Origin of the sequence: Nesterenkonia rhizosphaerae (assembly GCF_039544555.1) — a bacterium.
Lineage (GTDB): Bacteria > Actinomycetota > Actinomycetes > Actinomycetales > Micrococcaceae > Nesterenkonia > Nesterenkonia rhizosphaerae.
Map to the genome: position 1 here is coordinate 326,145 of NZ_BAABLW010000002.1, position 22,969 is coordinate 349,113.

A 22,969-nucleotide genomic window follows, 5' to 3' on the forward strand; every position below is an offset into this window, starting at 1 on the left:
ATCTAGCAGGATGATCCGGGAGCGGCAGTAGTATCTGCATAGGATCAGTACTGGAAATGGGGCTTATGAACACCGCCATCACTCTTGTGGGGATTCTGCTGATCATGGTGGGTCTTCGCGATATGTTCCATCAGCTTCTGCACCCGCCCAGCCACGGTTCGCTGAGCCGTGGAGTGTTCTCCGTTGTATGGCGGATGTCGCGGGTGATGAAGCATCGGCTCGGCACAGCGGTGGGCCCCGGCGCTATGGTGCTGGTCATCGTCCTCTGGGTCCTCCTGCAAGTTTTCGGCTGGGCACTGGTGTATCTGCCGCATGTGCCGGAGGACTTCAGCTATTCAGACGCCGATCCCACACGTTACCCAGACTTCGCTGATGCCCTGTATGTGTCCCTGGTGACGCTGGCGACCCTGGGCTTCGGCGACGTCGTGGCAGTTGATCCAGTGCTTCGGCTGGTCACCCCGCTGCAGGGGCTGACCGGTTTCGCGCTGCTGACGGCCAGCCTGACCTGGTTCATCCAGATCTACCCTCCGCTGTCGCGACGCCGGGCGCTGGCGATGAGCCTCAACGGCATGAAGCACAGTCGGTTTGCCCAGCGCCTGGCGGACCTGCAGCCTGCGGTTGCCGCCGTTGCGCTCGAACAGCTCACCCGGGATATCGCGCAGAGCTGCATTGACTTCAATCAGTACGGTGAGACCTACTACTTCCGGGAGCAGCACGCCGACCTCAGCCTGGCGCGGTACCTGCCCTATACGTTGGAGATCCGTGCTGCGGCTGGGGCCAGCACCAGCCCGGATGTCCAACTCAGCGGCGAACGCTTCGGCTTTGCCCTTCAGAAGCTGAGCGAGAAGCTCAGCCACGAGTTCCTCAGCGGCAATACGCCCCAGGAGGTCTTCGCCGCCTACGCCGCGGACCACCGCGCACACCAGCGCTAGTGCGCGGCGGTCACAGCCGCGGTCGGAGGTACTAGTCTGGAGCGTTTCTCAGCGCTCGATCTCGCCGCGGATAAAGGCTTCCACCTTCTGCCGGGCTGCGTCGTCGTTGTACTGTTCCGGCGGGGATTTCATGAAGTACGACGACGCCGAGAGCAGCGGCCCGCCCACGCCTCGGTCCAGGCCGATCTTCGCTGCGCGGACCGCATCGATGATCACACCGGCTGAGTTGGGGGAGTCCCAGACCTCCAGTTTCAGCTCGATGGCCACTGGGGCATCACCGAAGTTGCGGCCCTCCATGCGGATATAGGCCCATTTGCGGTCATTGAGCCAGGGGACGTAGTCGCTGGGTCCGATGTGCACGTCGTCGGCGGCCAGTTCAGCGCTGGTATTGGAGGTCACGGCCTGAGTCTTGGAGATCTTCTTCGACTCCAGCCGGTCGCGCTCGAGCATATTCTTGAAGTCCATATTGCCGCCGAAGTTCAGCTGGTAGGTGCGGTCCAGGTGCACCCCGCGCTCGGCGAAGAGATGCGCGAGCTCGCGGTGGGTGATGGTGGCTCCCAGCTGGGATTTGATGTCATCGCCCACGATCGGCAGCCCAGCGTCGGTGAACTTCTGTGCCCACTCTGGGTCAGAGGCGATAAAGACCGGCAGCGCGTTGACGAAGGCACAGCCGGCATCAAGAGCGGCCTGGGCGTAGAAGCGCGCGGCTTTCTCAGCGCCCACGGGTAAGTAACAGACCACAACGTCCACCCGGGCCTCTTTCAGCGCTGCCACAACATCCACCGGGTCGAAGGCTGATTCGTCGATGGTCTCACGGTAGTAGCGACCCAACCCGTCCAGGGTGGGACCGCGCTGGACGGTGACATCAGCGTAGGGGACTTCGGCGATCTGGATGGTGTTGTTCTCACTGGCGCCGATGGCCTCAGACAGGTCCTTGCCCACCTTCTTGTCATCAACATCGAAGGCCGCCACAAACTGCACATCCCGCACGTGATAGTCGCCGAAACGGACATGCATCAGTCCCGGAACATCCTGATCCTCTGGGGCGTCCCGGTAATACTGGACCCCCTGGACCAGCGATGCGGCACAGTTGCCCACGCCCACAAGGGCGGTGCGAATGGGATGACTCGATGATGGTGACTGGTCCATGGCTATTTCTTACCACGGAAGGATGGACGCTCTAGGCTGGAGGAGTGACGACGACGCCCCCCGCCGCAGAGTTCGCAGAATCTTCGACCAGCGCCAGTCGCCGAGACCCGGAGGCACCTGCGGCACGTCAGGCGCAGACCGCTGAAGTGCCGGTATCGGCCACCGATCCGCTGCTGCGGCACTTAAGCGACCGCGCCGGAGGCCCAGCCGGACGCCGGCTTCGGCCGCGCCGCGGTGCCGGCGGGTTCTGGAGTATTCCACGGGTGCTGGTGGCCCTCACCGTGGTGGGGATCCTGCTCTCGGCGCTTTCCGGCCAATACTGCCGCATCAACGGATGGGGCGGGGTGGGGGTTTACCACTGGGGTTGTTATTCGGATGTGGCAGCGCTGTGGGGCAGCCGGGACCTCAACGTCTCGCCCTGGGCGCCGTTCTCCGCTGATTTGGCGAGCTTTGAGTACCCGGCCGCGACCATGGCCGTGGCGTCGTTCTTCGCAGCCCTGACCCACTGGCTGGCGGAGACCACCGGCGGCTACTGGGGTGAGCGCGGCGGACTGCTCTACTGGGATCTGACGTTCTTGGTTGCCGCTGTGCTGTGGATCGCGCTGGTACTGATCACCTACGCCTCCGCCGGGCGGCGCCCCTGGGATGCGGCAATAGTGGCGCTTTCGCCGGCGATGATCTTCGCCATCGGCATCAACTGGGATATCTGGCCGGCAGTGGCGCTGGCCCTGGCGGTGCTGCTGTATCAGCGCAAACAGTGGCTCTTGGCGGGCGTGCTGATCGGCATCGGCGTCGCTTTTAAGCTCTATCCGCTGTTCATGCTCGGGGCGGTGTTGGTACTGGCGCTGCGCACCGCTCTGCGGAAGCAGGAACGAGATCACGACGTCGACCTGGTGGTCTTCGCCAAGGTTGCCGCCGGCACGCTGATCTCCTGGCTGGTGATCAATGTGCCGGTGATGCTGATCAACTTTGAGGCATGGGCACGTTTCTTCGTCTTCTCCTCCGAACGCGGTGCTGGATATTCCTCGCTGTGGCATGTGTGGATGGTGCTGGGCGAGGGGCCCACGCCGGAGACAGTGTCAGCCTTGAGTTTCGGGCTCTTTGCCGCCAGCTGCGCGGGAGTGCTGGTGCTGGGGCTGACGGTTTCGGAGCGTCCGCGGATGGTCCAGCTGCTGTTTCTGATCGTGGCGGCCTTCCTGCTCTTCAGCAAGGTCTACTCACCGCAGTTCATGCTGTGGCTGGTGCCGCTGATCGCCCTGGCGGCCCCGCGGCTGCGCGATGTGGTCATCTGGAACGCTGCCCAGGTGCTGCACTTCTGGGCAGTGTGGATGTATCTGGCCGATGTGGTGGGAGATCACCTGCCTCAGCATGCCTTTGACGCGAAGCTCTACGTGGCCGCGGTGATCCTGCATATGGCTTCCACGGTGTACCTGATGGCACAGGTGATCTGGGATATGGCCCGCCCGCAGCGGGATATCATCCGCGCTCAGCAAGACCTCGCCGCAGCGGCTTAGCGTTTTACCCGGGCTTCGGGGTTTTACCGCCCCGTATACGACCGGGTATCTCTCCGTGACCCGGGTACAACGGGCCCCGGCGGCATGCACCGAGACCTGCGGGCGAGGCAGCTTGAAGGCTCAGCTGATGCCTTGCTCGGCCGCCCAGTCCTTCAGCAGCTGCACGGCTTGCTCCTCGGCCACCGGCCCGTGCTCCATGCGATGCTCCAGCAGGAACTTATAGGCCTTGCCCACAGCCGGACCCGGAGCAATGCCCAGCACCGCCATGATCTGCTCGCCGTCCAGGTGCGGGCGGATCTTGGCCAGCTCCTCCTTCTCAGCGAGCTCCGCGATGCGGGCCTCGAGATCGTCATAGGCGTGATCCAGCCGAGCGGCTTTGCGCTTATTGCGGGTGGTCACATCAGAGCGGGTCAGCCTGTGCAGCCGCTGCAGCTGATCCCCGGCATCGGTGACATAGCGGCGCACCGCAGAATCGGTCCACTCCTGTTCGCCATAGCCGTAGAAGCGCATATGCAGCTCCACCAGATGAGTGACAGCCTTGATGGTGTCCTTGTCGAACTTCAGCGCCTGCATGCGCTTGCGGGTCAGCTTCGCGCCCACGACGTCGTGGTGCCGGAAGCTGACTGCTCCGCCGGGCTCGAAACGCCGGGTCTTGGGCTTGCCCACATCATGCATCAGCGCGGCAAAGCGCAGCACGAAGTCCGGGCGCGGCACCGGGCCCTCGTCGTCGGTTTCTAAGTCGCAGGCCTGCTCAAGGACCTGCAGCGAGTGCTGGTAGACGTCTTTGTGGCGGTGATGCTCATCGGCGGTGAGCTTCAGTGCGGGGATCTCCGGCAGCACAATATCGGCCAGCCCGGTCTCCACCATTAAGTCCACGCCCGCCCGGGGGTGGGCGCCGCAGATGAGCTTGACCAGCTCTTCGCGCACACGTTCAGCAGAGACGATCTCCAGTCGCGGGGCCATGGCGGTCATGGCCTGCTGCACCTCCGGGGCGACGTCGAGCCCCAGCTGCGCGGCGAAACGCGCAGCGCGCATCATCCGCAGCGGATCATCCGAGAAGCTCTCCTGCGGAGTGGCCGGGGTGCGCAGCAGCTTGGCGTGGAGATCCCGCACGCCACCGTGGGGGTCCACCAGCTCGAAGCTGGGAAGCCGCAGCGCCATGGCATTGACGGTGAAGTCCCGGCGCACCAGGTCATCTTCTAAGTTGTCGCCGAAGCGCACCTCAGGTTTGCGGGAGGACGGGTCGTAGGCCTCGGCCCGGTAGGTGGTGACCTCCAGGGTCTGGTTTCCCTTCCGCAGACCAATGGTCCCGAAGGCCCGGCCGATGTCCCAGTGCGCATCCGCCCATCCATCTACTGCGGCCAGAATGTGGTCCGGGGTGGCGTCGGTGGTGAAGTCCAGATCAGGGGAGGTGCGGCCTAAAAAGAGGTCGCGGACGGGACCACCGACTAAGGAGAGGTCGTGTCCGGCGGCGGCGAAGACCTCACCGAGCTCGACGACGACGTCGGGCAGCCACGCATGCGCGGGAAAACCGTGGGGAAGAGAAACCATAGCGCCAATCAGTTTCCCATACCGGATGCTTTCCAGCAGGGCGCTGGCGTCTGCGCTGCGGAATCCACCCTTTAAGGTAGTAATCATGACCAGGGCGGAAACTGGAGGTGAACGACGGACCCCATTGACAGTGTCAATGGGCAACCGGCGTGCGCCTGCAGTGCCGCATTCCCGCCAGAACGGGCACCTTCCCACCGTGGAGGAGGTCAGCGCCGGAGGTGTTGTGCTGCGCCCTGCCCGGCGTGGTTTCGACGCCGCGATCATCGCCCGCTATAACCGCGGAGGCCGCCTTGAGTGGTGTCTGCCCAAGGGGCACCCGGAGGGCAATGAGACCTATGAGCAGGCCGCAGTGCGCGAGGTGGAGGAGGAGACCGGTATCGCCGGTTCCATCCTGACCTCCCTGGGCAGCATCGAGTACTGGTTCACCGTTCCCACCCACCGGGTGCACAAGACGGTCCATCACTTCCTGTTGGAAGCCACCGGCGGGGAGCTGACTATTGAGAAGGACCCGGACCATGAGGCAGTCGATGTGGCCTGGGTCAATCTTGATGATCTCGACCGCACGCTTTCCTTCCCGAATGAGCGGCGGATCGTCAACGTGGCCAAACAGGTCATCCACGATTCTTTATGACCACTGGTCTATAGTCCTCAACTGATGTCCCCCCAACCTTCCCCGTACCGACCCCGCCACGGCAGCGCACAGCCGGCCTCGGCTCCGCCAGCGCATATGCCCAAGGAGGGTATGGCCGCAGCCAGTGCGCTGATGGCCGCTGGCACCCTGGTCTCCCGTGTGCTGGGCTTCATCCGGACGGCCCTGCTTGCTGTGGCCATCGGCTCCACCACGGTGATCGCCGACGTCTTTGAGAAGGCCAACAGCATCCCGAACATCATCTACCTGCTGCTGGCCGGTGGGATGTTCAATGTGGTGCTTGTCCCGCAGCTGATCAAAGCCGCCAAACAGCCGGACCGCGGCGCAGACTATACCTCTCGGCTGCTGACCCTGACCGTACTGGTGCTGGCTGGTTTCACGGTGCTCATCACCCTGGCGGCGTATCCGATCATCCGGGTGCTCACCCTCGACTGGAGCCCGGAGATGCTGACTCTGGGCACCGCTTTTGCGCTGTGGACATTGCCGCAGATCTTCTTCTACGGGCTCTATGCGGTCACCGGCCAGGTGCTCAATGCCAATGCTCGCTTCGGCTGGTACATGTGGGCTCCGGTGCTGAACAACCTGATCGTCATCGGGGTGATCGTCAGCTTCATCTGGACCTTCAGCGCGCATTCGGCCGGCGGTGATCAGCTGGCGGAGTGGACCACGCAGCAGACCATCTGGTTGGCCGCAGGTCATACGGTCGGCATCATTGCCCAGGCCTTGCTGCTGCTGTGGCCGCTGTCCAAGCTCCGCATCAAGCTGCGGCCAAAGTTCGGGCTGCGCGGCATGGGCCTGCGGCAGACCGGCACAGTCGCGGGCTGGACTCTGCTCACCATGCTGATCGGCAACGTCGCGAATTTGCTCTACCTGCGGCTGATTTCCGGAGCGACGGCGGCTCGCGAACAGATGGGGGCAGAGGGCGCCCGGGTGCCGGGCGAGTATGCCGCCAATGTCGCTGAACTCATCGCCATCCTGCCGCATTCGGTCTTTGTGCTCTCCATTGCCACCGTGCTGTTCAATCAGCTGTCGCATTCCATGCACGAAGGTGACACGCCTCGAGCCCGCGAGTTGATCAATGAGGGCTTGAGGATCTTCGCCATCCCGGTGACGTTTTGCATGGCCGCAGTTCTGGTGCTCTCCGGTCCACTGGGCCGCATTTTCTCCGGAGCCGGCGAGGACGCGCATTTGGCCGGCGCCGCCATCGGCCAGCTGCTGGTCATTCTGGCCTTGGGCATGCCGTTCCGCTCGGCGGCCTTTTATCTGCTGCGCGCCTTCTATGCGGCTGAGGACGCCAAGACTCCTATGTGGGTGTTCACCACAGCGGCCGTCGTCGGGCTCTCCACGGCCTATGGGGCAGCTCTGGTGGTCGATAACCAGCACGTGCCCTACCTGGTGGTCGGCGTATTCTCCGGACTGCACCTGCTGCAGTACGTGATCTGCCATGTGCTGGTGGTGCGCCGCTGGGGCAGCTTCGACATGCCGGGAGTGCTGGCTGCCTATACCCGTTCTGGATTCGCTGCTGCCGCCGCCGGCGCGGTAGGGGCTGGGGCGCTCTGGCTGTTGGGCGGCTACAGCTTCGGCTTCGCCTGGAACTCCATCATCACTGCGATCATCAGCTGCGCGGTCACCGGCACGGTGATGGCTGTGGTGTTTGTGGCGACCCTGCGTGCCATGAGGGTCCGGGAGTTCTCCCAGTTCATGGAGCCGCTGTCGCGCCGTGTTCCCGCCCTCAAGCGCCTGGCCGGGTAGTCTTGTCCCAAGCTTTTCGTCGACCTGTTGGAGGAGGATCAGTGGCGCAGCCGTTCGGCGTCGGAGATGTGGTGGGCGGGCGCTACCGGATCACCCATCATGTGGTGACGTCAGCGGACCAGGACGTCGTCTTCCAAGCCACTGATGAGGTACTGGACCGCGAGGTCAGTGTCCTGCTGGCCGCCCGTTCCAATGCCAAGCAAGTGGCCACCTCAGCTAAGGAGCTCGCCACCGGTGAGCGCTCCTCTGAGGTCCAGGTGCTGGATCTGGGGTTGGCTCAGGAGCGTACCTACCTGATCTCTTCGCTGGTGGATCCCAACCAGCTGCTGGACCTGGTCGTCCCGGATGCTGCCCCGTATGTTGAGCCGTATTTCACTGATTCCCTGGGCTCTGAGCTTTTTGGCCAGTCCCGGGAGATGGAGCCCCAGACCTACGACGACGACGCCGAGTACTACGCTCAGCTGCAGGCCGGTCTGGATCCGGCTCAAGAGACCTCACAGCCTGCTGGCCGCTTTGCCCGCCGTCGTCCTGCCTTCCTGGATAAGGTGAAGGCTGCCTCGCAGGAGGACCAGGACGCTGAAAGCGCGGCCAGAGCGGGTCAGCCAGCTGATCTGCAGAATGCTGTTGAGGCCGCTGGGCAGGCCCTGGGGGTGGAGCCCGGCGGCGGTGCCTTTGGTCTGCATTCCGATCTTGCCGAGGTAGCTGCTGATCCTTCGGCTGATACGCAGGAGACCATCGAAGCTGCCCGTAGCGTGCTTCCTGCTGAAGACTTTGAAGCTGCAGGTCCTCCCGCGCCGGTCGACTCTGGCCCGGAGAGTTCCGTGGCTGAGACCGATGATTCGGATGCTGATTATGCGCCCGAGGAGTCCTATGGGCCGGTCACTGAACGTGATCCTTCGGCCGCGATCTCCACAGTCTCTGTGGGCCCCCTTGCTGCGCAGCAGCAGCCAACCAAGGTGGATCAGATCATCGCCGAGGGTGAAGAGGTCATCGATAACCCGCCGGAGTCCCCCGAACCCTCGTATGACCGACGTACCGCGCCTGAGTTCGGTGAACCCGCTTCGACGCCGGCCGCTGAATCCTATCCTGATCATGCCCCCGCACCGCATGGCGAACGTCCCGGCAGTTTTACCGGCCTGATCAGCGCAGTGCCGGCAGCCACCAGAAGTCCTTTCCCCGCCGGCGACTCACCGGATCGCGAGACGGCGCTGGCACCTGCTGCAGACGCTGAAGCGGAACAGAAGCCAGCTCTTGGAGGATGGATCGCCGCAGCCGTGCTTGCTGCCGTAGTGCTGGCCGCGGCAGTGGTGATTTTCTTGGCCCTGCGCTCCGGGAACGAGCCAGATGCGGCTCCTGCTGCTCCCGAGCAGACTCAGGAGCAGCAGGAGCCAACACCTGAGCAGACGGCGGACGATGATGCCGCAGCCGCTGAGACAGGTGAAACGGAACCAAGCCCTGAGGAGACAGGACCGGCACCAGCAGTTGCCACCGTGACTCGGGAAGTGCCGGAATCGCCGGGGTTGAACGCAGCAGCCGATGGGCAGCTGTCGAACCTGATCGACGGCTCTGCTGACTCCGCCTGGGCCACGCAATCCTTCGCTACTGCGAACTTCGGCGGCTTCGCTTCGGCAATGAACGTAGTGCTGGAGCTGGAAGAGCCGGCACAGGTCTCTGAGGTGACTGTCCAGGCCCAGGGTGAGTATGAAGGCGGCTCCTTTGAGGTACTGCTGAGCGACTCGGCCAGCATCAGCGGTGCGAGCTCGATCGGCACAGGCGACTTCAGCGACCAGCAGGCCTCTGTCAGCACTGAACCCACCGAAGCGGCCTTTGTGATCATTCAGATCACTGAACTGCCGCAAGAGGTCACTCCGACTGTGGCGGGCATGCCGTTCCGCCTGCAGCTGGGCGAAATCGACGTCTCGTAGCCGCTGTCCTGGCAGGAATACCCCTCTGTCGGGGTACGTTGACCAATGCAGATACCTCACCTCGCGCTGATACTTAAGTCTCGCGAGGTGCCGCGAAACCACCATTCAAGCGTGAGGACATACCTTCAGTGACTGAGCAGACCCCCGATCAGGTCCATGATGTGGTCATCATCGGTTCCGGCCCAGCCGGCTACACAGCGGCCGTCTATACGGCCCGCGCGAATCTGAACCCCATTGTTTTGGCCGGCTCGGTGACCGCTGGCGGCGAGCTGATGAACACCACTGAGGTAGAGAACTTTCCCGGGTTTCCCGAAGGCGTGATAGGGCCTGACCTGATGATGAATATGGAAGCCCAGGCACGTCGCTTCGGCGCTGATATTCGCCACGAGGATGCTACCGCCGTGAAACTGGACCAGCCCATCAAGGAGATCACCCTCGGCTCGGGCGCAGTGCTGCATAGCCGGGCCGTCATCCTGGCCACCGGTTCGGCCTACCGTGAGCTTGGTGTCCCTGGCGAGAAGGCACTCTCCGGGCATGGCGTGAGCTGGTGTGCCACCTGTGATGGCTTCTTCTTCCGCGAGCAGGAGATCGCCGTAGTGGGAGGCGGTGACTCCGCTATGGAAGAAGCCCTCTTCCTCACTAAGTTCGCCTCAAAAGTCTATGTCATCCATCGCCGTGAAGAACTCCGCGCCTCCCAGATCATGGCAGATCGCGCCAAGGCCAATGAGAAGATCGAGTTCATCTGGAACTCCGAGGTCACGGAAGTACACGGGGAGGGCAAGGTCAATCAGCTCGCCCTGCGGAACACCGTGACAGGGGCTGCCTCCACTTTGGACGTGACAGGTCTGTTCGTAGCCATTGGTCATGACCCTAGAGTGGATCTCTTCAAGGACCAACTGCAGCTAACTGAAGACGGCACAGTATGGGTGGACGGACGCAGCTCCAAGACCTCGCTGCCGGGTGTTTTTGCTGCTGGTGATGTCCTTGACCCCACGTACCGCCAAGCTATTACTGCCGCCGGCTCAGGCTGTGCTGCGGCAATCGACGTGGAGCACTGGTTAGGGGCTACGGCCTCCTCAGATGCCGCCGAGGATCAGCTGGCAGTTCAACCTGCCTGAAGCAGACCAAGACAAGAACAACTATCCGCACAAGGAAGGACTGACACTATGTCTCAGTTGAAGAGTGTCACCGATGCAAGCTTCGAGGACGATGTCCTGAAGTCAGACAAACCAGTTCTGGTCGATTTCTGGGCTGAATGGTGCGGCCCCTGCCGTGCGCTCTCTCCCATCCTGGAAGAGCTTGCCGTTGAGCACGAAGAAAGAATTGAAGTAGTGAAGGTGAACGTGGACGAGAACCCAGCCATTGCGGCGAAGTTCGGCATCACGTCCATCCCGGCCGTATTCGCGTTCAAGGACGGCCAGCACGTGCATACCTCCATCGGTGCCAAGCCTAAGCCGGCCCTCGAGCAGGAGTTCTCAGACCTGTTGGCATAGCATCGCCTGTTCCATAAAGGAAGCCCGGGTAATGATCTCTAGGATCATCACCCGGGCTTCCTTTATGCCATTGCGGCTATTTACTGCTGCTGAGCACGTCCATAATGCGGTTGAGGTCGTCGATGGAAGCGAAGTCGATGGCGATGCGCCCCTTCTTCGCTCCCAGGCTGATCTTGACCTGTGTATCGAGCCGGTCGGTCAGTGCTTCCGCATATTCATCAAGCTGCTGCAGCCGAGGACTCGGTAACCGAGGTGTTTCACGTGGAACGGTCCCCGTATCCCGCTTCATCATCCCGGCGGCTTCCTCGGCACCGCGGACGGATAGCCCTTCAGCCACAATCCGCGCTGCGAGCGTCTCCATCTGTTCTTCACTCTCCAGACTCAGTACTGCCCGGGCGTGCCCGGAGCTCAGTACACCTGCCGCTACGCGCCGCTGCACGCTGGCCGGTAGACGCATCAGGCGCAGCGTATTCGAGATTTGCGGGCGCGAACGCCCGATCCGCTTGGCCAGCTCTTCTTGACTGATACTGAAATCCTCGAGGAGCTGCTGATATGCCGCCGCCTCCTCGAGCGGGTTGAGCTGTGACCGGTGGATATTCTCCAACAGAGCATCACGCAACAGGTCCTCGTCATTGGTGTGACGAACAACCGCAGGAATGGTGTCCCTTCCTGCCTCCTGGCTAGCTCGCCAGCGCCGTTCACCCATAATGAGCTCATAGCTGCTTTCACCTGCGCGGCGGACGACAATGGGCTGGAGGACTCCAATCTCACGCACAGAATGAATGAGCTCCGCCATATCCTCTTCGTTGAAGACCTCGCGAGGCTGACGCGGGTTGGGCTGGATGCTCGTGACCGGAAGCTCGATAAATTCTGCGTCTGCAGGGGAGCGTGTTTCACGTGAAACAGCGGCCGGGTTCTCCGATGTGGCCTTCTGCTCCTCATTGGGAGCCGCGGCCTCACGTCGCTCAGCCTCACGTCGTTCAGCCGCCCGGTGCCGTCCACCCGCGGTGCTCTTGGCTCCGCGTGACCCCAGTACGTCTGGCATTTCTGCGCGTTTAGCGCCGCTCCCCCGCCTCGGCGTAGTCGAAGGCCGCGATTCTGCACTGCGCTGGGGAGTGTCGCGGGTGACTCGCTGCGTGGCCAGATGCGACTTCGCGGAGAAAAAGACATCGATAGGACGTTCAGGCGCGGCCGATTGCTCCGACGTTTCACGTGAAACGGGTTCAGCTGGAATCTCTGGCTCCACCGCGGGAACTACCTGGGCAGCTGCTCCGGTCACGGGCTGATCCTCTTCGACGTCGCTGTTGATTAGTGCTCCCAGGCCGCGACCAAGACCCCGGCGTTTACGCTCTGCCATCATTTCCTCCAGTGCTGTGCTGACATGAGCAATTTTAGGCGCCTTGCCTGAACACGACGACTATACGTTCATGCCCGACTCAAGGTGCTAGTTCGCAAGGCTGTCGGTAGTTCGCTACATCCGTCGGCTCGCCTGCTGCCCTCTTCTGCCGACGACGGCAGACTTAGGCCTGGTTTCACGTGAAACGTCGTCCGATCAGGTTTGGTGCAGCCCGGCGGACATAACAGGCCCCCAGACGTGCCCGTCTCTCGGGTCCCGCGCGTGCCCGTCAAACAAGAAGCCTGTCGACCCGCATCGAGTCCTGGCGAATGCAGATGCCTGGACGTCGTCGTCACTGGCAGGGACACCCAGTGCTGGGCACGTCCTGTCGTGCCTACCCACCGGTCGTTTCACGTGAAACGTCGTGTACGCTCGTTTGCCGCGCACCATTCTTCGCGCACGCGTGGTCCGAGACTGGCGATGATACGCAATACGTGAGCAACGTATTAGTAGGAGCCTCCCAGGTCCGGCACTCGCAGTGTTTCACGTGGAACGGCCTCAGCCTGGCCCCCAGAACCTGTGGATCATCTTGATCACAGAGTAAGAGAGAATACACAGGAAACGTCCGCGGCGTCATGGGGGAGCAACCGCAGTCGCGTTGGGGTGTCGTTTCACGTGAAACGGGCCCGCTGCCCTGTTCATCCACAGCGTTGTGCCCGACGCACCCAGACATTCACCGGTCAACTACACCAATAGTCGGCAGCAAAAATCTGCGACCATCACGTCAAGAACTTTGTCGTTTCACGTGAAACACCGGTGGGCCACGGGTCAGAGTCCCTACCCCGGCGAGTGCCCCGTGGGACACTACCCGAGCTTAGGCTAGCTGCGGCGAACGATCTCGGCGGCTGCTTCGAGATATGCCAGGGCCCCCGTTGAGGACCGGTCGTAGGAGATCACACTCTGCTGATAGCTAGGCGCTTCAGCAATACGCACGCTGCGCGGGATCTTGGCCTCGAGCACTTCATTCGGGAAATGATCCTTGACCTCATCAACCACCTGCGCAGCCAAATTGGTGCGTGCATCGTACATGGTCAGCAGGATCGTGGAGACTCGGAGTACCGGATTCAGGTGCTTCTGGATCATCCGGATGTTGTTCAGCAGCTGACTCAGTCCCTCCAGTGCGTAATACTCGCACTGAATCGGAATGAGCACCTCCTTGGCGGCAACAAAAGCATTGACTGTCAGGAGGCCCAGGCTGGGAGGGCAGTCGATGAAGACGTAGTCGAGACGATCGAGGCCCTCTGTCTCGCGGTACCGCTGATACTCCTCCAGTGCCCGCTGAAGCCGCTGCTCCCGTGCCACCAAGGACACAAGCTCAATCTCAGCTCCTGCCAGGTGGATAGTGGCCGGTACTACGGAGAGTCGCTCAACATCCGGGCAGTCGGCCACCACATCAGCAAAGCTCAGATCATCGATGAGCACATCGTAGATGGAGTCCGTCTCGGCTGAATGGGGGACACCTAGTGCTGTGGAGGCATTGCCCTGTGGGTCGATGTCGATGACCAGAACGTTGAAGCCATGATCAGCCAGAGCAGCCGCAAGGTTCACCGTGGAGGTGGTCTTCCCCACCCCGCCCTTTTGGTTGGATACTGTGATCACACGCGTCTCTGCTGGGCGCTCCAGCTTCAGCTCAGAGAGCTGTCGACGGCGTCGCTGCTCATCGGCGAGCTGCGCGGCAAGGGGTGAGTCAGACAACGGGTCACTTCCTGCTGACTCCTGCGTCTGGGTCACGGAATTCTGCTCGGTCACAGGTCCTCCTCTATACGGCGGCACACAGCAGTCTAAGCGAGACCGCTGAGGTGGAAACTAACGACGGCGAGCACGCACCACGGTGGTGGGTTCTTCCAGCAGGTCAGCACCCAGTGCGAGGACCTCGGGCGTCCGGAGCCGGTGCTTCTTAATAACCTTCGACGCCGCCTCAATCTCCTCGCCCGCTGAGCGACCTTTAAGGAGCAGCAACTGGCCGTCGTCATCGAGCAGGGGAACCGTCAGGGGTATCAGCTTCTTAAGAGCTGACACAGCACGTGCGGTGACCACATCTGCCATTACCTCGTCGGTGACCTCCTCAGCCCGTGCCCGAATGACCTGGACGTTATCGAGTCCGAGGTCAGCGATGACGGCCGAGAGCCAGTCCACCCGGCGCTCCATAGGCTCGATGAGTGTCATCTCGATATCGGGGCGGGCAATCGCCACCGCTAGCCCGGGCAGACCTGCACCTGAGCCCACATCAGCAACATTGACACCCGCTTCCAGCACGGTGCCCAGCACGGCGCAGTTGAGCACGTGCCGAGACCACATACGGGGCACCTCCCGGGGCCCCAAAAGACCATGCTCGATGCCGGTCGTGCACAGATGCTCGACGTAGCGCTCTGCAAGCGCCAGGCGGTCCCCGAAGAGGGTCTGCGCAGCATTGCGCTCACTGTCGGTGAGCTGCGGCGTCGCTTCTGCTTCTTCGGGCCTCTGGGGATCCGCCTGTTCGCTCATCGTGCTGAAACCACCACGTGACGGCGCTTGCCCTCACCCTCGGACTCGGAGACCAGACCTGCGTCGGCGACAAAGTCGTGGACGATCTTGCGCTCGAATGCGCTCATCGGCTCCAGGTGCACCTCTTCGCCCTGCTCCTTGGCTTCAGCGATGGCAGAGTCTGCAAGCTCCTTGAGCTCTTCGTTGCGCTTGGCACGGTGTCCGTTGATGTCCAGAACCAGGCGGGTGCGATTACCAGTGGCGGTGAGAACCGCTAGACGGGCCAGCTCCTGCAAGGCATCAAGCACTTCGCCTTCGGTGCCTACCAGGTCCTGAAGCTCTTCGCCGCCGTCCTCGGCCTGGATGGAGATGAACGTACGTTCACCGCGGATCTCGATCTCGAGGTCGCCGTCGAGATCAACGATGTCCAAGAGCTCCTCGAGGTAGTCAGCGGCGATGTCGCCCTCGTCAGCGGAGTCCTCGGCGTCGTCGTGCTGCTGGCTCTCCACCACACGGGCCTCTTCAGGGGCCACGGTCTCGTTGCCCTCTTCCACGATCTGCTCAGCCTCGGTGGGGTTCGTGGTCTCTGTCATCGCTGTCCCTTTTTCTTTTTCTTCTTCTTACGATTCGGCTGGGCTTCGCGTCCCAGATGCTGGCCCTTGGGCTTTTCCGCTTCTTCGCGGGCCTTGCGGGCTTCTTCGCCGACCGGGGGCAGGCCCTTGGCGGCCCGGCGCAGGTTCAGCTCCTTCTCCGCCAGCGACCCCGGGGTGGGGTTATTGCGGATGACCCACCACTGCTGGCCCATAGTCCAGAAGTTGGTGGCGGTCCAGTAGATCAACACGCCCACGGGGAAGTTCACACCGCCGATGACGAAGACCAGAGGCAACACGTAGAGCATCATCTTCTGGGTCTGGGCGAACTGTCCGGTCAGTGCCGCCTCGGACATGTTCTTGCTCATCAGCTGCTTCTGGGTGAAGAACTGGGTGGCCACCATCGCCACGATCATCACCGAGGTCAGGATGACCACATTCCACATGGTGGGCTCTGCGTTGAAGCCCAGCAGGAAAATGTCGGACATGCCCACACCGAAGATGTCCGAGCTGGAGAACCCGATGACCTCCTCAGGGCTCAATGCATAGTAGCCATCAACCTGGTATCCACCGTCGGTGCGCCCGATGCGGTTGAGCATCCAGAACAGCGCGAAGAAGATCGGCATCTGCGCCAGAATGGGCAGACAGGTCATGAATGGGTTGACCTTGTGCTTCTTGAACAGCGCCTGCTGCTCGGCCACCATCTGCTGACGCGATACCGGGTCCTTCTTGCCCTTGTACTTGGCCTGCAGCTTCTGCAGTTCCGGCTGGACAATCTGCATACCGCGCTGGGACTTGATCTGCCGGACGAACAGCGGGATCAGAATGACTCGGACCACCAGCACCAGCAGGATGATGGAAACAGTCCAGTTCCATCCGGAGTCGGTATCGAGTCCCAGGAAGGTAAGCACTCCGTGGAAGGTGCTCAGGATGAAGGAGACGGCCCAGCTGAAAGGCCACATTATCGCGTCAAGAAAAGCCATGTATCTCTCAAAAAGTCAGGCCGGGCGTCATGCATGGTGTGTGCCCGGCGCAATGGAGCGCGGAAGACCAGACCAGACTAGTCGAAGAACCTGAGGGTCCATCTCGACCACGGCCGGATCGTCCTTACTTATCCATTGGTGGATGGTTTGTCTCTATGATCCGTGGAACAACATGTCCGGGCCAAATCCTGCGTGAAACCGGGACGTGGTCGATCCCCCCACCGGTCCAAGGGTTGCAGCGCAGAATCCGCCAGGTAGTCAGCGCACTGCCTCGCAGCAGCCCGTGTACGGTCACGGCCTCCAGACCGTAGGCCGAGCAGCTGGGGTAGAAGCTGCAGACCTGCCCGTACAGCGGGGAGATGAGCTTGCGCCAGAAGGTGATGAAGAGGATCAGCGGCATGGCGGGTGCCTTGCGCAGCCACCGCCAGTATCCGCGCCGCAGCTCCTCCGCAGTGGGGACAGGCCCTGGCAGACCGGGGGTTTCGCCGTCGGGCACATAATAATCACTGTGCCGCAGCCAGCTGTGCTGCTCACACATGGCGGTTCTCGGTCTCTGACTGCGGGGGAGTCGGCTCAGCGGCGGCACCGGCCTTGCGCAGCGCTCGTTTGACGCCGCTGCGCACGTCAGCGCTGAGCTGCTCATGGTTGAGTTCTGCCGAAGCTGCCAGAGCTCGCACGACGACGTCCATTCGAGTCCCCGCAGGCAGGGTGGCACTGAACTCGGGGAGCAGATCCCGGACGATATGTCGCAGCCGACGCGTGGTGCGATGACGGATCACCGCATTGCCCACCGCTTTGGACACAATGAAGCCGCAGCGCCATGGCGCTATGTGATGCTCCGGGCGCTGCTGGGAGAGAACCAGAACGACGACGACGCTGCGTGTCCCGGCGCGCGTGCCGGTCTTCATCACGGTGCCGAACTCCCGGGGGGTTCGGATGCGGTGCTCTACAGGCAGCATGGTGTCCTCACCGGATCATGGCGGATCCAGGTACGCGAACGGCCCGCCCCGGTACTTCCGGAGACGGGCCGTCGTCGTACGCTTATCAGGCCGAGAGTTCCTTGCGGCCCCGGCTGCGGCGCGTCGAAATGATCGACCGGCCGGCACGGGTGCGCATACGAGAACGGAAGCCGTGCTTGCGGGCGCGACGGCGGTTGCTCGGCTGGAAAGTCCGCTTGCTCACTGTGTACTCCCAATTAGATGGATGTGAAGTCTGTTCAGGCCCGGGGTCGGCGCATAGATGCGCAGAGACCTCCAGGGCGACCTGTCAACACTAGGCGGAAATACCGCGTGTCGTCAAATCATGCCGCTTTCCTCGCGAGTATCCACTGAACACCGGAGCGCGGATATTCAGGCTATTGCCTATTGAATAGGCGTTCAACTAGCGTCGGCATCAACGGCTGAACACGTGTTCAGTCCTGCGCTCAAGGATAGAAGGGAGGCAGCTGTGGTGTATCGCTACCGGGGCACCCGCAGTGCTGACCGGCAAGGGAACAGCCCTCAGGATCCCTCCGCGCCGCGGGACCTCACTGGCCCTGGGAATGCCTCTGCGCCATCGGGACAGGATCCTTCGGCGAAAACCAGGATCCTCTGCGGAGCCATTGATCTGTATGGAGAACACGGGTTTGACCGTGTCACCGTCAAGGACGTGGCGTTGAAGGCGGGAGTATCTGCCCCGCTGGTCATCCATCACTTCAGTTCCAAAGCCGGGTTGCGCACCGCCTGTGATGCCTATGTGGCAGAGCAGTTCAGGCGCACCAAGACCGAATCGGTTCGGCGCGGCCATATGCCGCGCAATGTGGCTCATGAGGCCATTGCAGCCAACCGTCACCTGGTGAAGTACCTGACCCGGGCGTTCATGGACGGCGGCGCGACTATTGACGCCCTATTCGACCAGCTGGTGGAGGATTCGCTGGTCTACACCAGTGAGGCGGAGGAACTCGGCCTGGTCTACCCCAGCCGCAACCCCCGGCATCGAGCAGTAGTCATCCTGCTGCAGTCCTTCGGCTCGCTGATTCTGCACCGACAGATGGAACGCCACCTGGGTGTCAGTCTGCTGGATGACGAACCGGATCCTGCCGGACTGGACGCCTACATGGCCGCAGTTCTTGAGCTCTACACCCAACCGATGATGAACGCTGAAGCCTTCGCGGAACTCATGAATGAAAGGACCGACCGATGAGCGAGAACGCTGCGGTCATCTCAGCCCAGGACGTGGTCAAACAGTTTGGCCCGGTCAAAGCGCTGGACAACCTCAATCTCAGTATCGCCCCCGGTGAGGTGCATGGGTATCTGGGACCCAATGGGTCTGGCAAGTCCACCACTATGCGGGTGCTGCTGGGCTTATTACGCCCTGACTCGGGCACGGTGCGGATCTTCGGCCGTGATCCGTGGCGTGACGCCGTGGATCTGCACAAGCGTCTGGCGTATGTCCCAGGCGATGTGGAGCTGTGGCCCAACCTCACTGGAGGCGAAGTCATCGACATGTTCCTCCGGCTGCGGGGTTCCTATGATCACGCTCGCCGTGACGAGCTCGTGGAGCGCTTTGACCTGGACCCGCGGAAGAAGACCCGCACATACTCCAAGGGCAACCGCCAGAAGGTGGCGCTGATCTCGGCCCTGGCAGCTGACGTTGATCTGCTTCTCCTGGATGAACCCACAGCGGGCTTGGACCCGCTCATGGAAGCGGTATTTCAACAGGTCATCGCAGAGGCGAAGACGCAGGGCCGCTCGGTGCTGCTCTCCAGCCACATTCTGGCGCAGGTCGAGGCACTCTCAGACCGGATCTCCATCATCCGGTCTGGCCACATTGTGGAGACCGGCACCCTTTCGGAGCTCCGGCATATGACCCGCACCACCATTGAGGCGGAAACGGCACAGCCCGCGGACAACCTCAGCGAGCTTCCCGGTGTGCATCATCTGCGCACCGAAGGCGAGCGCACAGTGTTCGAAGTCGACGGCGATCATGTCCAGGACGTGATGAATCGGCTGACCCCGCTGGGAATCCGGTCTCTCGTGGCCCATCCGCCCACCCTGGAACAGCTGTTGATGCGCCACTACGGCGATGACCTCAGCAGTCGCGGGGTAGCTGATGAGACGACGAAGAAGGTGTCGTGATGAGCACGACGACGGCACCTCGCCTGTCCTTACCCGAGTCATCCTCACCACGTAGCCGTCAGGCCACGCTTTCTGGGACCGGTACGCTGCTGCGGTTCATGCTGCGGCGTGACCGGCTCCGACTCACCCTGTGGGTCGTTGGGATCGGACTGATGGGCTTCTACTTCGCCAATGCCATCCAGGTGATCGCCGAGGACGAGTCCGAGCTTGTGCAGCTGGCCGGCATGTTCACCGACCCTGTCGGCCGGCTGATGACCGGGCCCGCGTTCGGCATGGACGAGCCGACGTTCGAGCGGTTCTTCTCCGCTGGGTATGTCCTGTTTCTTTACATCATGGTGGCGCTGATGAGCGTGTTCACCGTGGTCCGGCATACCCGCGCCGAGGAGCAGACGGGGCGTGCCGAGCTGGTGCGCGCCAATGTGGTGGGCCGTCATGCCACACTCACCTCCGCACTGATTCTTACTGCAGCTGCAGTGCTGGGCTCCAACGTGCTTGTGGTTCTGGGCGCCCTAGCGGCCGGTTATGACCCGGCGGGCTCTGTGCTGGTGGGCGCGACCGGCGTCGGCGGCGGTTTGTTCTTCACAGGCGCAGCCGCAGTCAGCGCCCAGCTAAGCGAGTCCTCCAGAGGTTCCAGTGCTATGGCGGGTGGACTGATTGGGTTGTCGTATCTGATCCGCATGGGCGGGGATATGGCCGAAGCCGGTGGTAGTGCACTCTCCTGGTTCTCCCCACTGGGGTGGTCTCAGCAGACGGCGCCCTATGTGCTGGACCGCTGGTGGCCGGTGCTGCTGCTGGCAGCCGGTGCAGCCGTGCTCATCTGGCTGGGCATCTGGCTCAGCACCAAACGTGATGTGGAAGCCAGCCTGATGCCTGCACGACTTGGCCGCGGACGAGCCAAGCGCTCCTTGGGGACACCCATGGGAATGGCGGCGCGCATGCTGAAGGGAGGTCTGCGGGGCTGGGGTATCGCGCTGGTGCTCTGCGGGCTGATGTTCGGCTCCTATGCCCAGGCCTTGGTTGACGCGGCCGATGATCTGCCCGAAGAGTTCGCCATGATCTTCAGTGGTGAATCCATGATGCTGGGATATCTGGCCTATATGGGCCTGTTCATGGCGATCTTCGTAGCCGCTGCTGGGGTGAGCGCGCTGCAGCAGCTGCGCGGTGAAGAAACCCGTGGACGTGCTGAGCTTGCCCTCTCAGCACCGATCAGCCGGACTGCCTGGCTGGGAGCGCACCTCGGTGTGCTGCTGGCTGGTCTGGTGCTGATTCTGCTGCTGGTGGGTGTGGCCATGGGTGCTGCCGCTTCCGCTGTACTGGAGGAAAACCGCGGTAGCTACTTTGGGGACCTGGTGGTGGCGAGCATCCATCAGCTGCCAGCAGTGCTGGCCGTGCTGGGCGTCGTCGTCGCGCTCTTCGGTTGGCTGCCGCGTGCTGCTGGCATCATCGGCTGGCTGATCATCGGATATGCCGCGGTAATGACTAATTTCGGCCAGCTGCTGGAGCTTCCTGACGTGTTCTACGAACTCAACGTGTTCGGTCACCTGGCGCAGTACCCGGTGGAGGATCTGGCGTGGGCACCGGTGCTGGTCCTCTCCGGCATCGGTGTGGCCGGTTTGGCAGTTGGCCTGCTGGGCTTCAGCCGCCGCGAGATCAACCGGGTGTGAGGTCAGCAGGATGTGAGGTCAGCGGAGCGAAACGGCCATCGAGCTTTCCGTTAGATCTGCTGAAGTTCCACCACTGTCTTCGCGGTGCCGCTGCCCCGGCCGAGACCGGTGATCGCTTCCGGAGCCTCCTCCAGCGACGCCGTGCGGTGGATGACCGGGCGCAGCGCACCGCGATCTACCAGTTCCGTGAGATCCAGCAACGCTTGACGGTCCTCGGATGAGGCCAGCATGACGAGCTTCTGCCGGGTGAACGGGTTCAGCAGAGCCGCCGCGAGACTGCGTCCCATCCCGCCTAAGGGTGCCGCCTCGGGTTCAGCACCGACTAGCACCAACGCACCGGTGGGCTGTAGCGCTCGCCGCAGCTGACGCAGTCGCCGGTGCCCTCCGGTGTCGATGATCGCATCGAATGGCCCTTCCTTCAGCGGGTCCCCCGTGGTGTAGTCGATCACCTGATCTGCGCCGATGGATCGGACCAGCTGGAGCTTGCCTGTGCTGCAGGCTCCGATGACCTCAGCACCCAGGTTCTTGGCGATCTGCACGGCAAAGTGCCCTACCCCGCCGGCGGCACCGAGTACCAGCACCCGTTGTCCGCTCTGAACCCCTGCGGCATCGCGCACTGCCCGAAGTGCCGTGGTCGCCGAGACCGGAATCGCCGCTGCCTCGATAAAGGACAGCCCGCGTGGCTTTGGAGCCAGTTTGGCTGTGGAAGCCCGTGCGTTTTCGGCTAATGCACCATCCCCTGTGACTGTGACCCCGAAGACCTTGTCACCGACGGCATAGTCTGTGACACCCTCTCCTACAGCGTGAACTGTCCCGGCACAATCAAGCCCCAGTACGCGACCTCCCCGCAGCGGCATGGCCAGCCGCACGGGGAACGGCCTGCCCTCCAGCAGATGCACCAATCCGGCATCAAGACCAGCGGCTGCCACTTCCACAGTGACTTCGCCCGGTCCGGGCTCAGGAATCACACGGTCCACAAGTCTCAGCATCTCTGAGCTGCCGTAGCCCTCTTGCAGCATTGCTTTCATCATGATGTTCCCCTCTTCCCACCCACTGACTTACAGTGTAAGTAAATGTACGCTTACGCTGTAAGTCCGTCAACGAATCCTGAGGAAACTCCTGATGAACTCGCAGCAAACCGAGCGCAGAGCCCGCAAACCGCTCAGCCGGGATCGCATCATCAGCGCCGCTGTGCAGCTGGCTGATCAGAACGGCTCCTCGGGCGTGAGCATGCGCGCCCTGGGCTCATCATTGGGCGTGGAAGCGATGTCGCTCTATCACTACGTCGCCAACCGCGAACAGCTCCTCGACGGCATGGTGGACGCCGTGTTCGCAGAGATCTGGCTGCCCGCCCCTGAGGCAGAGTGGAGGGAATCCATGCGCCGCCATGCGGAGTCCGCCCGAGAAACTCTGAATCGCCACCGCTGGGCGGTGAGCCTCATGGACTCCCGCAAGCATCCGGGCCCGGCAACTCTGCGCCACCACGATGCCGTGCTGGGCTGCCTCAGGGGCAATGGGTTCACCGTTCCGCAGGCGGCCCATGCAATATCTGTGCTGGACAGCTACGTCTACGGTTTCGTGCTGCAGGAAGCAGCGCTCCCTTTCACGACGTCGGAGGAGTTGGACGAGCTCGCCGAGAGTATTTTCGCCGAACTGCCGAAGGATGAATTCCCGCATTTCACCGAACTGGCCGTTGAGCAGGCGCTGAAACCCGGGTACAGCTACAGTGACGAGTTCGATTTCGGTGTGACCCTGATCTTGGACGGGCTTTCCCGCATCAGGACGCCGTAAG

Annotated in this window: 22 protein-coding genes; 11 read left to right on the top strand and 11 right to left on the bottom strand. The window is 62.4% G+C overall.

Annotated elements, in window-relative coordinates; all coding sequences use genetic code 11:
- Positions 1-65: 65 nt before the first annotated feature.
- Positions 66-932 carry a potassium channel family protein gene (locus tag ABEA23_RS02930; protein ID WP_345476580.1) on the top strand — a complete coding sequence of 289 codons (867 nt, stop codon included), beginning with the start codon at positions 66-68 and terminating at the stop codon, positions 930-932.
- 48 nt (positions 933-980) lie between these two features.
- On the opposite strand, the gene ABEA23_RS02935 is transcribed toward ABEA23_RS02930, so the two are convergent.
- Entirely contained in the window at positions 981-2,081 is a 1,101-nt protein-coding gene (locus ABEA23_RS02935; protein WP_260073204.1) for an inositol-3-phosphate synthase, read from the bottom strand.
- Positions 2,082-2,125: 44 nt separating this feature from the next.
- On the opposite strand from ABEA23_RS02935, the gene ABEA23_RS02940 reads away from it, so the two are divergent.
- The gene (locus tag ABEA23_RS02940; RefSeq protein ID WP_345476581.1) at positions 2,126-3,595 is read left to right on the top strand and encodes a glycosyltransferase family 87 protein; all 1,470 of its coding nucleotides are present in this window, start codon (positions 2,126-2,128) and stop codon (positions 3,593-3,595) included.
- 120 nt (positions 3,596-3,715) lie between these two features.
- Here the strand turns inward: ABEA23_RS02940 and ABEA23_RS02945 are convergent, their stop codons facing one another.
- Entirely contained in the window at positions 3,716-5,146 is a 1,431-nt protein-coding gene (locus ABEA23_RS02945) for a CCA tRNA nucleotidyltransferase (RefSeq protein WP_345476582.1), read from the bottom strand.
- A gap of 85 nt (positions 5,147-5,231) precedes the next feature.
- Between ABEA23_RS02945 and ABEA23_RS02950 the strand changes: the two genes are divergently transcribed.
- From ABEA23_RS02950 to trxA, 5 genes are all read left to right on the top strand, one after another.
- Entirely contained in the window at positions 5,232-5,777 is a 546-nt protein-coding gene (locus ABEA23_RS02950) for an NUDIX hydrolase (protein WP_425577093.1), read from the top strand.
- 24 nt (positions 5,778-5,801) lie between these two features.
- Positions 5,802-7,547: a murein biosynthesis integral membrane protein MurJ gene (gene murJ / locus ABEA23_RS02955; RefSeq protein WP_345476583.1), complete on the top strand. Its 1,746-nt coding sequence runs from the start codon at positions 5,802-5,804 to the stop codon at positions 7,545-7,547.
- Between the two features lie 41 nt (positions 7,548-7,588).
- On the top strand, positions 7,589-9,472 hold the full coding sequence (locus ABEA23_RS02960) for a hypothetical protein (protein ID WP_345476584.1): 1,884 nt from the start codon (positions 7,589-7,591) through the stop codon (positions 9,470-9,472).
- Between the two features lie 128 nt (positions 9,473-9,600).
- Entirely contained in the window at positions 9,601-10,590 is a 990-nt protein-coding gene (gene trxB / locus ABEA23_RS02965; protein ID WP_345476585.1) for a thioredoxin-disulfide reductase, read from the top strand.
- A 48-nt stretch (positions 10,591-10,638) separates the two neighbouring features.
- The gene (gene trxA, locus ABEA23_RS02970; RefSeq protein ID WP_345476586.1) at positions 10,639-10,965 is read left to right on the top strand and encodes a thioredoxin; all 327 of its coding nucleotides are present in this window, start codon (positions 10,639-10,641) and stop codon (positions 10,963-10,965) included.
- Positions 10,966-11,041: 76 nt separating this feature from the next.
- Here trxA and ABEA23_RS02975 read toward each other — a convergent pair whose 3' ends face one another.
- The 8 genes from ABEA23_RS02975 to rpmH form a co-directional block, all read right to left on the bottom strand.
- Positions 11,042-12,322 (bottom strand): ParB/RepB/Spo0J family partition protein, encoded by a 1,281-nt coding sequence (locus tag ABEA23_RS02975; protein WP_345476587.1) that lies wholly within the window; start codon positions 12,320-12,322, stop codon positions 11,042-11,044.
- An 858-nt stretch (positions 12,323-13,180) separates the two neighbouring features.
- Entirely contained in the window at positions 13,181-14,056 is an 876-nt protein-coding gene (locus tag ABEA23_RS02980; protein WP_425577100.1) for a ParA family protein, read from the bottom strand.
- Positions 14,057-14,167: 111 nt separating this feature from the next.
- The gene (rsmG, locus tag ABEA23_RS02985) at positions 14,168-14,845 is read right to left on the bottom strand and encodes a 16S rRNA (guanine(527)-N(7))-methyltransferase RsmG (RefSeq protein ID WP_345476588.1); all 678 of its coding nucleotides are present in this window, start codon (positions 14,843-14,845) and stop codon (positions 14,168-14,170) included.
- Positions 14,842-15,417, bottom strand: a complete 576-nt coding sequence (locus ABEA23_RS02990; RefSeq protein WP_345476589.1) for a Jag family protein — start codon at positions 15,415-15,417, stop codon at positions 14,842-14,844. Before ABEA23_RS02990 ends, rsmG begins: the two co-directional genes overlap by 4 nt.
- A complete protein-coding gene (gene yidC, locus ABEA23_RS02995; protein WP_345476590.1) occupies positions 15,414-16,397 on the bottom strand; it encodes a membrane protein insertase YidC in 984 nt (327 codons plus the stop codon). Before yidC ends, ABEA23_RS02990 begins: the two co-directional genes overlap by 4 nt.
- A gap of 124 nt (positions 16,398-16,521) precedes the next feature.
- Positions 16,522-16,935, bottom strand: coding sequence for a membrane protein insertion efficiency factor YidD (gene yidD / locus ABEA23_RS03000; RefSeq protein ID WP_081652700.1), 414 nt, complete (start codon positions 16,933-16,935; stop codon positions 16,522-16,524).
- Entirely contained in the window at positions 16,928-17,356 is a 429-nt protein-coding gene (rnpA, locus tag ABEA23_RS03005; protein WP_345476591.1) for a ribonuclease P protein component, read from the bottom strand. The genes yidD and rnpA overlap by 8 nt, the downstream gene beginning before the upstream one ends.
- 85 nt (positions 17,357-17,441) lie before the next feature.
- Positions 17,442-17,579, bottom strand: a complete 138-nt coding sequence (rpmH, locus tag ABEA23_RS03010; RefSeq protein WP_081652699.1) for a 50S ribosomal protein L34 — start codon at positions 17,577-17,579, stop codon at positions 17,442-17,444.
- Positions 17,580-17,843: 264 nt separating this feature from the next.
- Between rpmH and ABEA23_RS03015 the strand changes: the two genes are divergently transcribed.
- The 3 genes from ABEA23_RS03015 to ABEA23_RS03025 are packed head-to-tail and all read left to right on the top strand — an operon-like array spanning position 17,844 to position 21,177.
- Positions 17,844-18,578 (top strand): TetR/AcrR family transcriptional regulator, encoded by a 735-nt coding sequence (locus tag ABEA23_RS03015; protein ID WP_345476593.1) that lies wholly within the window; start codon positions 17,844-17,846, stop codon positions 18,576-18,578.
- Positions 18,575-19,513 (top strand): ATP-binding cassette domain-containing protein, encoded by a 939-nt coding sequence (locus ABEA23_RS03020; protein ID WP_345476594.1) that lies wholly within the window; start codon positions 18,575-18,577, stop codon positions 19,511-19,513. Before ABEA23_RS03015 ends, ABEA23_RS03020 begins: the two co-directional genes overlap by 4 nt.
- A complete protein-coding gene (locus tag ABEA23_RS03025) occupies positions 19,513-21,177 on the top strand; it encodes an ABC transporter permease (protein WP_345476595.1) in 1,665 nt (554 codons plus the stop codon). Before ABEA23_RS03020 ends, ABEA23_RS03025 begins: the two co-directional genes overlap by 1 nt.
- Before the next feature lie 50 nt (positions 21,178-21,227).
- Here ABEA23_RS03025 and ABEA23_RS03030 read toward each other — a convergent pair whose 3' ends face one another.
- Positions 21,228-22,208 carry an NAD(P)-dependent alcohol dehydrogenase gene (locus ABEA23_RS03030; protein ID WP_345476596.1) on the bottom strand — a complete coding sequence of 327 codons (981 nt, stop codon included), beginning with the start codon at positions 22,206-22,208 and terminating at the stop codon, positions 21,228-21,230.
- Positions 22,209-22,299: 91 nt separating this feature from the next.
- Here ABEA23_RS03030 and ABEA23_RS03035 point away from each other — a divergent pair, with 91 nt between their 5' ends.
- Entirely contained in the window at positions 22,300-22,968 is a 669-nt protein-coding gene (locus tag ABEA23_RS03035) for a TetR/AcrR family transcriptional regulator (RefSeq protein ID WP_345476597.1), read from the top strand.
- Position 22,969: the final 1 nt, after the last annotated feature.